The organism is Spirosoma agri, assembly GCF_010747415.1.
GTDB lineage: Bacteria > Bacteroidota > Bacteroidia > Cytophagales > Spirosomataceae > Spirosoma > Spirosoma agri.
On record NZ_JAAGNZ010000001.1, the window covers coordinates 1569242 to 1582856 of the forward strand.

The following is a 13615-nucleotide window of genomic DNA, read 5'->3' on the forward strand; positions in this document are numbered from 1 at the left end:
GAGGTTAACGGATCAAAACTACCCGATTCGTTTGCCCGTTTTGTTCGTCAACAGTGAGGATGTAGCGTCCGGCAGCGAGACCGTGGATGGAGAGCGTTCGGGTGTAATCCCCAGCCCGGAGAATTGACTCCGTCAGTAGTCGGACCTGTTGCCCGAGCGCATTGGTCAGGCGTAGCGAAATCGGTCCTGCCAACCGGGTTGAAAAATCGACGGTCAATGTTTCAGCGGTCGGGTTCGGATACACGCGAAGGGTAGTTGCTGCCGGTTCGCTGAGTGCAGTGATGGGCGATAGTATAACGCTTTCCACCGTTTTTAGCAGTAAATTGTTCGGGTCGACCAACACGCCCGTTACGGTTCCTTTGGTGGGCACAACAAAGGTTTGATTTGCCTGATCATTGAAAACAGTTACTATCGTATCACCCGCAGCCGATTGTATCTGTAGTTGAACAGGCATCGTAAACGAAGCCGGATTGGTAGCAGTCGTGATCGCATTCTGTTGCTCAAGTCGAATCGCTACCGTCTTGGCACCGTTGATGGGTGATGCCGTTGCTTTGTAGACAGGATACCCCTGGCCATAGATCCACTGCTGGAAGAAGTAATCTAACTTTCGTCCGGACACTTGCTCGGCAATAGCCTGAAAATCGTCCGTCACCGCTGATTTATAAGCAACCGTGGGCGAGGCCGCGTACGTGCGTAGAATAGCGAAAAAGGTCTCGTCGCCAACGATTCCCCGAAGCATGTGCAGAACCGTAGCGCCCTTTGCATACGTCCGATTGTAACTGAAAATGTTGGCTGTATTCGTGATATTCTGAACGTAGACCGAGCCGACGGCGAGCCGGGCGGGGGTCATAAAATCTGCTATGGCCGTTTGGTAACCCGCCTGACCATCGACCGATTCGGCATAGATTGCTTCAGCGTAGGAGGCAAACCCCTCATTGAGCCATATATGCTGCCACTCCCGACAGGTAATTTTATCGCCAAACCATTGGTGGGTTAATTCGTGGGCAATCACCGATGGCGTAAGCGCCCGTTCCTCCATTGATGAGATTGTCTGGTGCTCCATGCCACCCGTATTTACCCCGATTTGCGCATGGCCGTATTTTTCTCGTAAGAAGGGATAAGGCCCGAATCGATCGGTCAACAATTGAAGTATAGCCGGAGTCTGATCCAGCGAACCTTTGACTCGTGCCAGTGTCTCCGGATAAATGTAGTGCATTATAGGCAGGTTGACCCCGTCTAGGGCGACCCCGCCCGTTGTGAGTGATACAGGCGTATCGTAGCGCATATAGTTTGTCAATGCGATCGAGATCAGGTACTGCGCAATTGGGTAGCTGTTACGCCAGTGATAGGTCCGGGTGCCGTTGGGATTATCGATGGTGCGCGTAAGCAGCCCGTTTGAAACGGAAACAAACTGGGTTGGTGCTGTAACACTGACAGCCGACGAATCGGCTTTATCGCCGGGGGAGTCTTTGCAGGGGAACCAGTCGGGGGCACCGTAGGGTTCACTTAGACTCCAGATCACCGGATCATTGGTTATTTCATGTTTACCAAAGACAAACGAGCCCTGATTACGACTATTGGGAATTCCCTGGTAATAGACCGTCAACGTAATTGCCTGGCCTGTGGTTAGCGTCTGAGCCGGATTGATCGTCAACTGATTTTGTGCATGCTGAAACGATAGTTTCTGAGCGCCCGCTTTCACCGAATCAACCCGTAGTCCCTCACCAGTCGTAGCGGTCGTGGAGTTCAGATCGAGAAAGAAACTACTGATGGTCGTCGTACTTTTCAGGGTAATGGTTGCTGCGCCACGCAGGTAGTTGGGGGTATGCGTTAGTGAAAGATCCAGGCCGTAGTACGTGACGTCTATGGTTGGATCACCAGCGTAAGCGATTCGAGCTTTGGGACTGGCAGCCAGCCGATCTGCGTAGCGAACCTTACTCAACTGACAGGCTGCGCCACCGTCGGAGGCTGCATCGAGCTGCGCCTTCGCGATGACGGGCAGCAACAGAAAAAGAATGTAAAGTGAGCGCATACATGAATCACGCTTGTCGACGGGACGGGTGATACCAGAAAAACGGTGAAGTACGCGGAAAGTTATTGACCAGGCGGAAGCCGTTTTGTACTATCCAACTCCCGTTCAGTTTGCGCTTTCAATGCGTCGAGCTGACGTTGCTCGGCGTCGGGTAGCTGAAGCTGCCAGCCCATTGAGCCGGCTAGCTGATACATCATGTACTGGATCTGGTTATTGGCAATTTTAGGCAAGTCGCTCTGAAGGGCCCGTTCGTTCATCGCCTGCTTGGCGTCGTCCAGAATTTTCGTATAGTCTTCGCTATGGAAGTGGTTGAGGTAACCAGCCTGGATGTCGTAAAATTTATAGTCTGTATCGATGGACAGTACCTCCGGTTCCGGAAACGATTCGATTGCCAGTATTTTGGCACCGTTTTCATCGGTTCTGAAGCGAACCTTAGCAAAGTCGAAGCCTACCAACACCTTGGACTTGGCAATGATCATTGCCTTTTTCGGATCGTTGAGGACGTAGAGAATTTTCTTCTGATCCTGGTAATTATAAATTTCGGAGAAATACCCTTCGGCCATAACAACTTTGAACACTTTCTCGATGCGTTCGAGCAACAGTGTCGATTCACGTCGAGCGTCCGTTTGACCGGATCGTTTACGGAGCACATTGGCGAAGGCAACACCGCCCCCGGCACCGACAAGCAGTAATAACGCAGTTGTGAAAAAATCCATCAGGGCAAAGTCAGGTTATGGTTTGGCCGCTTCCGTTCGACGCTGTTCAATGACCATCTGACCAGCGTTGGCAACGTAGGCTGAAGTGGTGTGTGGGTCATGGATTGGCAAAGAAACAGATTTTGTGCGGCTTTGTTGACAACAAAAAAAGGGCCATCACTGACCCTTTCTTATCTATAGAATTCACGCCGTATAGCTATTTGGCGTAGGCGACTGCCCGCATTTCCCGAATAACCGTTACTTTGATCTGGCCGGGGTACTGCATCTCTTTCTCGATTTTCTGCGAAATCTCATAGGACAGAACACCGGCCCGCTCATCGGAAACGTGGTCGGCATCCACCATGATACGTAATTCACGACCCGCCTGAATCGCGTAGCATTTGGTTACGCCGGGGAAATTACCCGCCAGTTCTTCCAGTTCTTTAAGCCGTTTGATATACGATTCCATCATCTCCCGACGGGCACCTGGCCGCGAACCGGAAACGGCATCACAGACCTGTACGATTGGCGAGATCATGCTGGTCATCTCGATTTCGTCATGGTGGGCACCAATGGCGTTGATGACTTCGGGATTCTCTTTGTATTTCTTGGCTAATTCCATGCCCAGAATAGCATGGGGTAGTTCGGCCTCTTCGGGCCATACTTTACCAATGTCGTGGAGTAAACCAGCACGTTTTGCCAGCTTGGCGTTCAGGCCCAGTTCAGCGGCCATCGTCGCGCAGAGCTTGGCTACTTCGCGGGAGTGCTGGAGCAGGTTCTGGCCGTAGCTGGAGCGGAAACGCATCCGACCGATCATCTTGATCAGTTCGGGGTGGAGGCCGTGAATACCAAGATCGATGACCGTACGCTCACCAATTTCCACGATTTCATCTTCGATGTTCTTGCGGGTCTTGGCAACGATTTCTTCAATGCGGGCCGGGTGAATACGACCGTCCTGTACAAGCCGGTGCAACGATAGCCGGGCGATTTCGCGTCGAACCGGATCGAAACCGGAAATAATGATGGCTTCGGGCGTGTCGTCGACAATGATCTCGACGCCGGTTGCTGCTTCCAGCGCACGAATGTTGCGACCTTCGCGACCAATAACTTTGCCTTTCACATCGTCAGATTCGATGTTGAACACCGACACGCAGTTTTCAATGGCATGCTCGGTAGCCGTCCGCTGAATGGTCTCGATGACAACCTTTTTCGCTTCTTTGGTTGCAGTCAATTTTGCTTCTTCAACAATGTTCTTGATAAAGGACGAAGCTCGGGTTTCGGCTTCGGCTTTCAGATTGTCGATAAGCTGCTCCCGCGCCTGGTCGGCAGAGAGACCGGCTATTTTTTCAAGCTGAGCGACCTGATCCGCCAACATACGATCGGCCTCCTGCTGACGCCGGTCAACGTCTTCCCGACGTTTATTGAGCGCATCGACTTGCTGCGTCAGGCTGTTTTTCTGCTGACCGAGTTCGTTCCGTTGCTGATTCAGCTCATTCTCCCGGTTTCGTTGCTGGTCGGCCTGCTGGTTGAGCTGTTGCTCGCGCTGTTTGAGTTTAGTTTCGTTCTGAAGGAGTAGATTTCGTTTTTGATTCGTTGTCTCTTCAAATTCGGTTTTTAACTTCAGGTACTTTTCTTTTGCCTCCAGCATCCGGTCTTTCTTAATGGTCTCGGCCTGCAATTCAGCATTTTTCACTATAGACGCTGCTTTTTCTTCAGCTTCCTGTTCGCGTTTGGCATGATCGCCCGCCATTGTCCGGCGGCCAATCAGTAGCCCAATCCCTCCACCCGCCAGGGCGGCAAAGACGGCTAACCAAAGTGGGATATCCATTGTACTTATATCGTTTGGGGTGAACAAATAAACCATTCAACCTGCCCTGATACGAGTGCCCTGTGTATGCCCGGAGCATTGTGGGGTGGGTGACCCGCCGTTTTTATGTTGTTATGGCCGGCGTGACGACCTGATCTAACTGAGTTATTTTGTCAAACACCATTTGTTGTAATCGTTGCACTTGTCGTTCTCCTCTGAGCTTGGTAATGAGGCAATCGAAAGCTATCCGCGCCAGAGCATCCTGCGTATCACTAATGCCCAGCTCTCGATAATGCTTCAGTTCATCCTGAAGCATTTTAGCGGCTTCGCGCACGATTGCTTCCGACTCCGACTCCACGAAGAGTCTGTAGTATCGGTCGGCAATTTTTACGCGAATAGACAGTTCTTCCATCGCAGCGGTCGGCTCAGAATAGGCAAAAGCCCGGAGCCAATTTGGGTTTATGACAAACTACTCAAGTGAGCTATACACCGTTCTAGTTCCCGGATATACTCGTCGAGTTGTTTTTTTAATTCGGCATTCGTATCTGTCTGTGACAGATTGGTACTTACAATAATACCAAAGTCTTTTGACTTTAGTACCTTTTTCTCTGAATTATCTAATTTTTTCTGTAACTCTTTTGTGGCCGTTTGTTCTTTTTTCAGGCTCTCATTTAGGTCGTTATTGGTGCTTTCCAGTTGAGCTATCCGCCTTTTTGCATCGTCACATACACCTTTCAACAACACGACTTTACGCTCGAGTTGCTCAACCAAGGCCACGATTTGATGCTCACTGATCACGTTTTTCTGAGTGATGATGTGCCTGCGTAAATGAGTCGGTAATCACCTGAAAACCACCAGCCGCGCACGCACAGATTATTTACGAATAACGGCCCCTAAATCCCGCTCGAAACCCGCCATAAGCCGTTGCATCGTTTTTTCGATGGCAGCATCGGTCAGGGTCTGAGTCGGATCTTGCAGCGTAAAGCTCACGGAATACGATTTTTTACCCGCGCCGAGATTATCGCCTTCGTACACGTCAAAGACATTTATCGAACGGAGCAGTTTCCGCTCTGTCTGGTGGGCCATTCGGCTGATCTGTTCGAAGGTAACACCTTTATCGATCACGAGTGACAAGTCACGCCGTACTTCTGGAAAACGTGGCACTTCTTCATACTTCGCTTTACTGTTGGCTAACTTGAGCAACGCGCTCCAGTCAAAATCAGCATAAAAAACGGGTTGTTTCAGATCGACCAGTTTTGTTAGTTTCGGATGGACAAGCCCCAGGCTCACCAGCGGCTTTTTGTTGACTAAATAAGTTAAGCCATACTGGAATAAAGCTGGGTCAGCGGGTTGGGTATCAATCTGTTTGACCCGGAACAAGTTCAGTACGCGCTGCACCGCCGTTGCCATATCGTGATAAACGACGGATTGACCCTTCTGCAACCAGCTTTCCGATTCCTGATTACCAACCAGAGCCAGACTTAGCCGCATTCGTTCGGCGTATTTACTTACCCCTTCTTCACTTTGCGTCCGGGAATAAACCTTGCCAAACTCAAACGTCCGGAGGTCTTTCTGCCGGCGATTGAGGTTATAGACCAGCGTTTCGAGCGCCGAAAAGAGCAGCGTTTGTCGCATCACCGATAATTCGTCGCTCAGCGGATTTAACAGTGTTACATCCGAACCCGTCAACGTAGACCGGATCGCGTCATTATAAGCTGGCCGGGTAAGCGATAAGGTCAGAATTTCGTAAAATCCATTGGCCGCCAGCAACTGACCCACGCGGCTTTGCCACTGATTGGGATCGGTTTTGGGAAATTCAGACAGCGAGTCGGCGGCAAGATTGACCGATAATGGCACGTTATCGAGTCCGTAGATACGCAGTATCTCTTCGATAACGTCGGCTTCGCGGGTGACGTCCACCCGATAAGGAGGAACGACCGCAACAAAACTGTCGGCGCTCATCTCATCTGCCTGAATGTCGAGTGCGTTCAGAATACGGTGAATTTCCGTCCGGTCGATCTGTATACCGATCAGGCGATCTATGTTCCGGTAGCGGACCAGCACCCGGAATGGCTGAATCGGTGCCGGGTACAAATCCGTTATCTCGGAGCTGACCACACCACCGCCTACTTCCTGAATCAGCAGAGCGGCCCGTTTCAGCGCAAAAATGGGCATGTCAGGATCTGTACCCCGCTCGAATCGGAATGATGCGTCGGTTTTCAACCCATGATGCTGCGCCGTTTTTCGAACGGACGTGGGTGCGAAATACGCCGACTCCAGAAAGATGCTGGTCGTTTGGGCACTCACTCCCGAATTTTGCCCGCCAAACACACCGGCAATGCACATCGGCTTTTCAGCGTCACAGATCATCAGGTCGGTCGCGCTCAGTTTGCGCTCAACACCATCGAGCGTAACAAACGGAGTACCTTCCGGCAGTGTTTTCACAACGACCTGATTGCCGGTAATCTTATCGGCATCGAAGGCGTGAAGCGGCTGTCCCAGATCATGGCAAACGAAGTTGGTGATGTCAACAATGTTGTTGATCGGGTTAAGGCCAATGCTCAAAAGTCGCTGTTTCAACCAGTCGGGCGATTCTGAAACGGTCAGGCCCGTGATCGTTAGTCCGGTGTAGCGCGGGCAGGCTGCCAGGTCATCCACCTGTACTACAAGCGTACGGTCTTGGTTGCTGACCGCAAAGGCATCGACTGACGGCATCGTCAACGGACGGTTTAGTACAGCTTTCAGATCGCGGGCTGTACCGAAATGAGAGGCCGCATCGATACGGTTTGGTGTCAGACCGATAGCGATCTGGTAATCAGCTTCGAGGTTGAAATAACGGGCGGCCGGTGTTCCGTTGGGCAGGTCAGTACTCAAGATCATGATTCCGGCGTGCGAAGTGCCCAGGCCAATTTCGTCTTCGGCGCAGATCATACCTTCCGACGCAGCTCCACGGATTTTAGCTTTCTTAATCTGGAATGGCTCACCAGCTGCCGGATGCAGGGTTGCCCCCACCGTGGCTACTACCACCCGCTGACCAGCGGCAACGTTCGGAGCTCCGCAGACAATAGACAGTGGCTGTGCGCCACCGACATCTACCGTTGTCAGGCTCAATTTGTCGGCGTCGGGGTGAGGGATGCAGGTCAGTACTTCGCCCAGCACCACCCCTTCCAGACCGCCGGGTATGGCGTCAATTTTCTCGACTCCTTCAACTTCAAGACCGGTTCCGGTCAGTATTTTGCCTACTTCTTCGGGTAATTCGGGTAAATCAATGTACTCTCGTAACCATTTATAGGAAATCTCCATACGATGCCAATGCAGTAAATGGTGCAAAGGTAAGGAGAAATGAGAAGAAGGGGAGGGGAGAGTAGTGAACAATTTACCAATGCTCTGGTCGCTACCGGTAGTCTCCGTTTCCGTACGTTTCGCAGGACTTAATGGTAACGTTCACCCGCTTTTATGCTGATCGGAAGCTTATTTTCGGCGGGTGGTAATGGACAGGCGAAGGTTGGATTATAGACGCAATACGGATTGTATGCGGCATTGAAATCCAGTAAGACTTGTGAATCTGTTAGTTGTGCAGGGGAAATCTCCAGGTAACGACCGCCACCATACGTGTCTTTACCGGACGTGGCGTCGCGGAAAAGTATAGAATACGTATCTTGTACTTTGACAATGAGTAGCTTGCACGTTTCACCATTGAGGTTGAACACAGCGTGCGCAAACTTATCGTACACCTCTTCTGAGCCGTCACTCATTCGCACGACGAGTTTCTGCGTTTTGTCCGCAAAGGGCTCAAGACGGGCCGTGAGTCGATAGGTCGGGTCAGCAGGGAAATACGATAATCCCTTGAATGTCGTCTTATCGGTAATGGGTGAATCAGCACCAGTTTTGAACAACTGATCCTTTTTTTTGCGATCTTGCTCTAGTTGCTGACTATACGCTTCGGGTTTGACCGTTGCATCCAATCCTGACGAGCCAGACGATTTATCATCGAAAAAGCTGAAATACATAACAATCAGGACAATGAGAGCGAGGCCAGTCAGTAAATATTTATTCGTTAACATACTTACAAACGTCCGAAATTTTAGCTGAAATGTGCTAAAGCGATGCGCAAAAATCGCAAAAACTGACTTTGGTGTGATATATAGATAGCACTGCGCTTAAATTGCGGTAATTACTTAAATTAGTTTTTAAGCCGGTTTTAATATCTTTGGAGGAATTGACCCTCTAATTGATCGATGTTGTCAGTTTAATCAATGGCTAAACTTCACGAGCTTCAAACATTTAATTCAGATAACGGAAGCCTTACTGTATTCGAAAAAGTGATTCCGGGCACAATCCAGCGGGTCTTTTATATCTACGGAGCCGGGCAGAACCCACGCGCTGGTCACCGGCATCATAAGGCTTGGAATGCGCTTATTTGTCTAAATGGTAGTTGTCATGTTTATAACCACAATGGGTATGCAGAGACTACTTATTTATTGGATGATCCGAAGAAGTGCCTGGTGCTGGAACCTGAAGACTGGCACACGATGTATGAATTCTCGGAAGATGCGATCCTGCTTGTCGTATCCAACGAGTTATACGACAAAGAAGATTACATTTACGAACCCTATCCGAATAACCGACGGAGCGATGAATCGGTGCTAGCTGATTCCGAATGATCCCTTTTCTGGATTTAAAGCAGATCAACCAACCGCATCTGGACCGCATACGTAAGGCTAGTGAGCGGGTTTTGCAGTCGGGCTGGTACATTCTGGGCAGTGAAGTCGAAAACTTCGAGAATCAATTTGCCACTTTCTGTGGTACCCGTCATTGTGTTGGTGTTGCCAATGGGCTTGATGCCTTGACACTTGTTTTGAAAGCCTGGGGGTTTGAGACCAATGCCGAAGTGATCGTACCGTCGAATGCGTATATTGCATCCGTGCTGAGCGTTACGCTGGCTAACCTTACGCCGGTTTGGGTTGAACCCGATCCGTGTACTTACCTGATTGACCCGGCCCGTATCGAAGCGGCTATCACTCCCCGAACCAAAGCCATTTTGCCCGTTCATTTATACGGTCGGTGCTGCGACATGGACCCCATTTGTGAACTGGCCACGCGCTACGGGCTGGTCATTCTGGAAGATGCGGCTCAGGCGCACGGTGCTCTTTACAAGGGAAAACAAGCCGGAAATCTCGGTGATGCGGCTGGCTGGAGCTTCTACCCGAGCAAAAATCTGGGTGCTTTGGGCGATGCCGGGGCCATCACAACCAATGACGACGAACTGGCCAGCCGATTGAGGGCGTTGCGAAATTACGGTTCGGTGCAGAAATACGTAAATGACTATATTGGCCACAACAGTCGTCTGGATGAATTGCAGGCGGCTATTCTGTCGGCAAAGCTGCCCTCTCTGACTACTGAAAACGAACGAAGAAAAGGGTTGGCCCGACTGTATCTGGACGGGATCACGAATCCTGATGTGATGCTACCGCCGACCGATCAGATGGATCAGGATGTCTGGCATCTGTTTGTCGTTCGGCACGCCCGGCGCGACCAGTTCCGGGCTTTCCTTCATGAACGCGGTATCGGAACCGACGTGCATTATCCCGTTCCGCCCCATAAACAACTGGCTTACAGCGAACACGCACAATGCGTATTACCCATCTCCGAACAGCTTCACCGTGATGTGATCAGTCTGCCGCTTAACCCAACGCTGACGAATGACGAGGTGAACTATATAATTGATACCATAAACCAATTCACCTGAGTGAGCGAAGCCGACGTTTGTCGATAAATGGCTCATTACCAAAGACCTGTTATGGAGTTAAGCGTTGTCATACCCGTTTACAACAGCGAAAAAACGATTGGGCCACTCATCGAGCGGTTACAGACGTGCATGACAAACCGGGCCTTTGAGGTGGTGTTGGTAAACGATGGGAGTGCCGATGGCTCGGAAGCGGTGTGCCAACGAATTGCTGAAGCGAACGCCAACGTTCAGTTCAGGTCATTGCGTCGCAATTTCGGTGAGTTCAATGCGGTGCTATGTGGTCTGAACCACGCCAAAGGGCAGTACGTCGCGATTATTGACGATGACTTTCAAAATCCCCCCGAAGCCATATTGACACTGTTGGATGAAGCCGAATCGGGTGATTATGATGTTGTTTATAGCTTCTATGCGCAGAAGCAGCATCATTGGTTTCGAAACCTGGGCAGCTGGCTGGTCAACACGCTGACGACATATTCGCTGGGTAAACCGCATGACCTGTATCTGTCCAGTTTTAAGCTGATCCGCCGGGAAGTTGTCGACGAGATTTGTAACTATACTGGGCCATATCCTTACATTGACGGGCTGATTTTTCGTGTGACGCGCAACGTTGGTCGTGTCGAAGTGCCCCATCATAGCCGCACCGAAGGCCGTTCGAACTATACGGTCAAAAAACTGATCGCTTTGTTTCTCAACGTGTTTATTGGGTATTCGTTATGGCCTATTCGTCTTTTCACCGTTGTCGGTGCTGTCTTGTTTTTGGTGGGTATGGTAACGGGTACGGGAATGGGAATTGGCTGGCTGGCCAGCCTGATCCGTCCGCCAGGCTGGGTCGTCGTTTGCTGGGCCATCGTCACCGCCACCGGATTACAGCTTCTATTTCTGGGTGTGCTGGGCGAATATCTGGGTAAGCTATTTATGGCGTATAGTGGCTTGCCGCCTTATGTCGAGAAAGAACGGAAAAGTCGACAATCAACTCAAGAGAAACGATGATTGGACTTTCGGAGGAGTACGAAAAAATGTTCCGCCTGGAAGGGCAGTTGTGGTGGTACCGGATTCTGCACGAACGCGTCGAAACGGCCGTTAAGCAACAATTCGGCGAGCGTCGGGATATTCAGCTACTGGACGCGGGCTGCGGAACGGGCGGCTTACTGGACTTTCTACGAAAACACGACTATTCGCACCTGAAAGGGATCGACGGGTCAACGGATGGCGTTGCCTTCTGTCGCGCACGGGGTTTGTCCGTTACCCTGCTGAATCTGACTGACCTGGCTGACTATGAACCGGCTGTTCGCTACGATGTCATTGTCTGCAACGATGTGTTCTGCTATTTTACGGATAATGAGCTGTCAACCTTACTGCATGAACTGGCCCGCCGACTTAAACCCGGTGGTATCCTGATCAGCAACAACAATGCGTTTGCCGTTTTTCGAGGACAGCACGATCTGGCGGTTGGTAGTGGCCGACGATTTGTCCGGGCCGATTTTGAACAGCGGATGCCCCGCGCCGGACTGACTATCAATACCGCAACCTACTGGAGTTTTGTGCTGTCCCCGCTGATTCTGGCCATGCGGCAGTGGCAGGACTGGCAGCTTCGACTAGGCTGGCGAAAGCCCGAACATGCGCAGTCGGACGTATATTTGCCCAGTTCGTGGCTGAATGAAACGCTCTATACCCTTGTTCGGATCGAAGAGAAGGTACTTCCCCGAACCCCATTTGGCAGTTCGCTGTTCATAGTATCGAAGCCAACTGCTACGCATTGACGGTTTTCTGACGAACAGAACGGGTCAGGCAGCGTAAGACTGGTACCGACGTAATTGATAATCACACATGTTTACTGGAATCATAGAAACGACTGGCCTGGTGGCTGGTATTGAGGCTGAAGGTACTAACCTGACGTTTCGTATTGAGTCAGCAATGGCTTCTGAATTGAAAATTGATCAGAGCGTTAGTCATAATGGTATCTGCCTGACCGTTACGAGTGTAGCCGATGGTAGTTATACGGTCACGGCGGTTGATGAAACGCTCAAAAAAACGAACCTGGGGCAGATTCAGATCGGTGAGCGGGTCAATCTGGAGCGTTGTATGCCCGCCACGGGTCGCTTCGACGGGCATATCGTGCAGGGACATGTGGATCAGACGGGCATCTGCACGAACGTACAGGATCTGGACGGAAGCTGGCTTTTCGATTTTCAGTATGACCCCGATCAGGCGGGTAACGTGACGGTCGAGAAAGGGTCGATCTGCATCAACGGCGTGAGCTTAACGGTGTTCAATTCGCACGATGACGGTTTTCGGGTGACGATTATCCCGTACACGTATGACCACACGAGTTTTCGTGATCTGAAACCCGGTGATATTGTTAATCTTGAGTTTGACGTTGTAGGGAAGTATATTAAAAAAATGCTGGCAGGCTATCGGTAAGCAGTTTCAGATTCTGCTACTTTTGTATTTAGTACTACCGATCGTACGTATAGTTCTGGATAACTCATCCGTTCACAATTACCCCCGTTTACGCAATTAATCAACTGAATGGCTAAAATCAGCACCCGCTCCCTTCCTGACCTGCTGATTCAAATTGGCATTATCCTGGCTTTTGTAGCCGTTCTGTTTCTGGGCTTTTTCTTCGTCTATCTGCCATTTACAACCAATCACGGCCAAACGATTACGGTGCCGGATGTCGCTAAACTGAGCCTCGACGAGATGAAAAATATCCTGGACGACCGCAATCTGCGCTACGAAGTTAGCGATTGCACGTTCGTGGCCGGGGCTCAGCCATTAACCGTCGTTCAGCAGTATCCGCGAGCCAATGCGAAAGTGAAGGAAGGGCGAAAAATCTACATCACCGTTACCAAACGGGTAGCGCCAATGGTGTCGATGCCTAACCTCGTTGATATGATCGACCGCAGTGCGGCCCGGACGCTGGAATCGCTTGGACTCGTTGAGGGCGAACGAACCTACGTGCCCGACGTGGCCAAAAATTCGGTACTTCGTCAGCTTTACAATGGCAAGGAAATTGCACCGGGTACGCCGGTTCCGAAAGGGGCGAGGATCGATCTTGAGGTAGGGGATGGTCTAGGAAATACGATGTTTGAGGTTCCAAACGTTGTAGGGTTGCAACTCGATGAGGCAGAAGCGGCTATTCGCGGTTCGAACCTGAAAGTTGGTACTAAAATTTCCGTTGAAGACCCCGAAAAAGAGGTTGGCACCGTCGTTCGGCAGCGGCCTGAAGCCCGGACGGGTGAGCGAATTCGCGTTGGTGAGACGATGGATTTGTGGGTTGTAGGGCCGATTGAACCAAATCAGGAATAATCCGTTTCGGGAACCGATCATAC

13 protein-coding genes are annotated in these 13615 nt (G+C 50.8%); 6 read left to right on the plus strand and 7 right to left on the minus strand.

All coding sequences use genetic code 11. The features are described from left to right. Positions 1 to 4: 4 nt before the first annotated feature. From GK091_RS06475 to GK091_RS06505, 7 genes are all read right to left on the minus strand, one after another. Entirely contained in the window at positions 5 to 2032 is a 2028-nt protein-coding gene (locus GK091_RS06475) for a M1 family aminopeptidase (protein WP_164035778.1), read from the minus strand. 62 nt (positions 2033 to 2094) lie between these two features. Beyond that, complete coding sequence (locus GK091_RS06480; protein WP_164035779.1) at positions 2095 to 2748, minus strand: DUF4230 domain-containing protein; 654 nt, start codon at positions 2746 to 2748, stop codon at positions 2095 to 2097. Positions 2749 to 2944: 196 nt separating this feature from the next. Next, positions 2945 to 4555, minus strand: a complete 1611-nt coding sequence (gene rny, locus GK091_RS06485) for a ribonuclease Y (protein ID WP_164035780.1) — start codon at positions 4553 to 4555, stop codon at positions 2945 to 2947. Positions 4556 to 4658: 103 nt separating this feature from the next. Then, on the minus strand, positions 4659 to 4946 hold the full coding sequence (locus GK091_RS06490; protein ID WP_164035781.1) for a cell division protein ZapA: 288 nt from the start codon (positions 4944 to 4946) through the stop codon (positions 4659 to 4661). A 47-nt stretch (positions 4947 to 4993) separates the two neighbouring features. Continuing rightward, entirely contained in the window at positions 4994 to 5332 is a 339-nt protein-coding gene (locus tag GK091_RS06495; protein ID WP_164035782.1) for a hypothetical protein, read from the minus strand. A 75-nt stretch (positions 5333 to 5407) separates the two neighbouring features. Continuing rightward, on the minus strand, positions 5408 to 7837 hold the full coding sequence (pheT, locus tag GK091_RS06500; protein WP_164035783.1) for a phenylalanine--tRNA ligase subunit beta: 2430 nt from the start codon (positions 7835 to 7837) through the stop codon (positions 5408 to 5410). 128 nt (positions 7838 to 7965) lie between these two features. Beyond that, complete coding sequence (locus GK091_RS06505; protein WP_164035784.1) at positions 7966 to 8598, minus strand: DUF1684 domain-containing protein; 633 nt, start codon at positions 8596 to 8598, stop codon at positions 7966 to 7968. Between the two features lie 192 nt (positions 8599 to 8790). Between GK091_RS06505 and GK091_RS06510 the strand changes: the two genes are divergently transcribed. The 6 genes from GK091_RS06510 to GK091_RS06535 all read left to right on the plus strand — a co-directional run bounded on the left by GK091_RS06510 (position 8791) and on the right by GK091_RS06535 (position 13592). Then, the gene (locus GK091_RS06510) at positions 8791 to 9198 is read left to right on the plus strand and encodes a sugar 3,4-ketoisomerase (protein ID WP_164035785.1); all 408 of its coding nucleotides are present in this window, start codon (positions 8791 to 8793) and stop codon (positions 9196 to 9198) included. Continuing rightward, positions 9195 to 10283, plus strand: coding sequence for a DegT/DnrJ/EryC1/StrS family aminotransferase (locus GK091_RS06515; protein WP_164035786.1), 1089 nt, complete (start codon positions 9195 to 9197; stop codon positions 10281 to 10283). The genes GK091_RS06510 and GK091_RS06515 overlap by 4 nt, the downstream gene beginning before the upstream one ends. 51 nt (positions 10284 to 10334) lie before the next feature. Then, positions 10335 to 11273 carry a glycosyltransferase family 2 protein gene (locus GK091_RS06520; RefSeq protein ID WP_164035787.1) on the plus strand — a complete coding sequence of 313 codons (939 nt, stop codon included), beginning with the start codon at positions 10335 to 10337 and terminating at the stop codon, positions 11271 to 11273. Beyond that, on the plus strand, positions 11270 to 12043 hold the full coding sequence (locus GK091_RS06525; RefSeq protein WP_164035788.1) for a class I SAM-dependent DNA methyltransferase: 774 nt from the start codon (positions 11270 to 11272) through the stop codon (positions 12041 to 12043). Before GK091_RS06520 ends, GK091_RS06525 begins: the two co-directional genes overlap by 4 nt. 67 nt (positions 12044 to 12110) lie before the next feature. Next, entirely contained in the window at positions 12111 to 12704 is a 594-nt protein-coding gene (locus GK091_RS06530) for a riboflavin synthase (RefSeq protein ID WP_164035789.1), read from the plus strand. 108 nt (positions 12705 to 12812) lie between these two features. Beyond that, positions 12813 to 13592, plus strand: a complete 780-nt coding sequence (locus GK091_RS06535) for a PASTA domain-containing protein (RefSeq protein ID WP_164035790.1) — start codon at positions 12813 to 12815, stop codon at positions 13590 to 13592. The last annotated feature ends 23 nt before the right edge of the window (positions 13593 to 13615 follow it).

Bases quoted from the DNA above. Each gene is read 5' to 3' on its own strand.
- GK091_RS06475 (WP_164035778.1), bottom strand. From the start codon at position 2,032: ATGCGCTCACTTTACATTCTTTTTCTGTTGCTGCCCGTCATCGCGAAG.
- GK091_RS06480 (WP_164035779.1), bottom strand. From the start codon at position 2,748: ATGGATTTTTTCACAACTGCGTTATTACTGCTTGTCGGTGCCGGGGGC.
- rny (WP_164035780.1), bottom strand. From the start codon at position 4,555: ATGGATATCCCACTTTGGTTAGCCGTCTTTGCCGCCCTGGCGGGTGGA.
- GK091_RS06490 (WP_164035781.1), bottom strand. From the start codon at position 4,946: ATGGAAGAACTGTCTATTCGCGTAAAAATTGCCGACCGATACTACAGA.
- pheT (WP_164035783.1), bottom strand. From the start codon at position 7,837: ATGGAGATTTCCTATAAATGGTTACGAGAGTACATTGATTTACCCGAA.
- GK091_RS06505 (WP_164035784.1), bottom strand. From the start codon at position 8,598: ATGTTAACGAATAAATATTTACTGACTGGCCTCGCTCTCATTGTCCTG.
- GK091_RS06510 (WP_164035785.1), top strand. From the start codon at position 8,791: ATGGCTAAACTTCACGAGCTTCAAACATTTAATTCAGATAACGGAAGC.
- GK091_RS06515 (WP_164035786.1), top strand. From the start codon at position 9,195: ATGATCCCTTTTCTGGATTTAAAGCAGATCAACCAACCGCATCTGGAC.
- GK091_RS06520 (WP_164035787.1), top strand. From the start codon at position 10,335: ATGGAGTTAAGCGTTGTCATACCCGTTTACAACAGCGAAAAAACGATT.
- GK091_RS06525 (WP_164035788.1), top strand. From the start codon at position 11,270: ATGATTGGACTTTCGGAGGAGTACGAAAAAATGTTCCGCCTGGAAGGG.
- GK091_RS06530 (WP_164035789.1), top strand. From the start codon at position 12,111: ATGTTTACTGGAATCATAGAAACGACTGGCCTGGTGGCTGGTATTGAG.
- GK091_RS06535 (WP_164035790.1), top strand. From the start codon at position 12,813: ATGGCTAAAATCAGCACCCGCTCCCTTCCTGACCTGCTGATTCAAATT.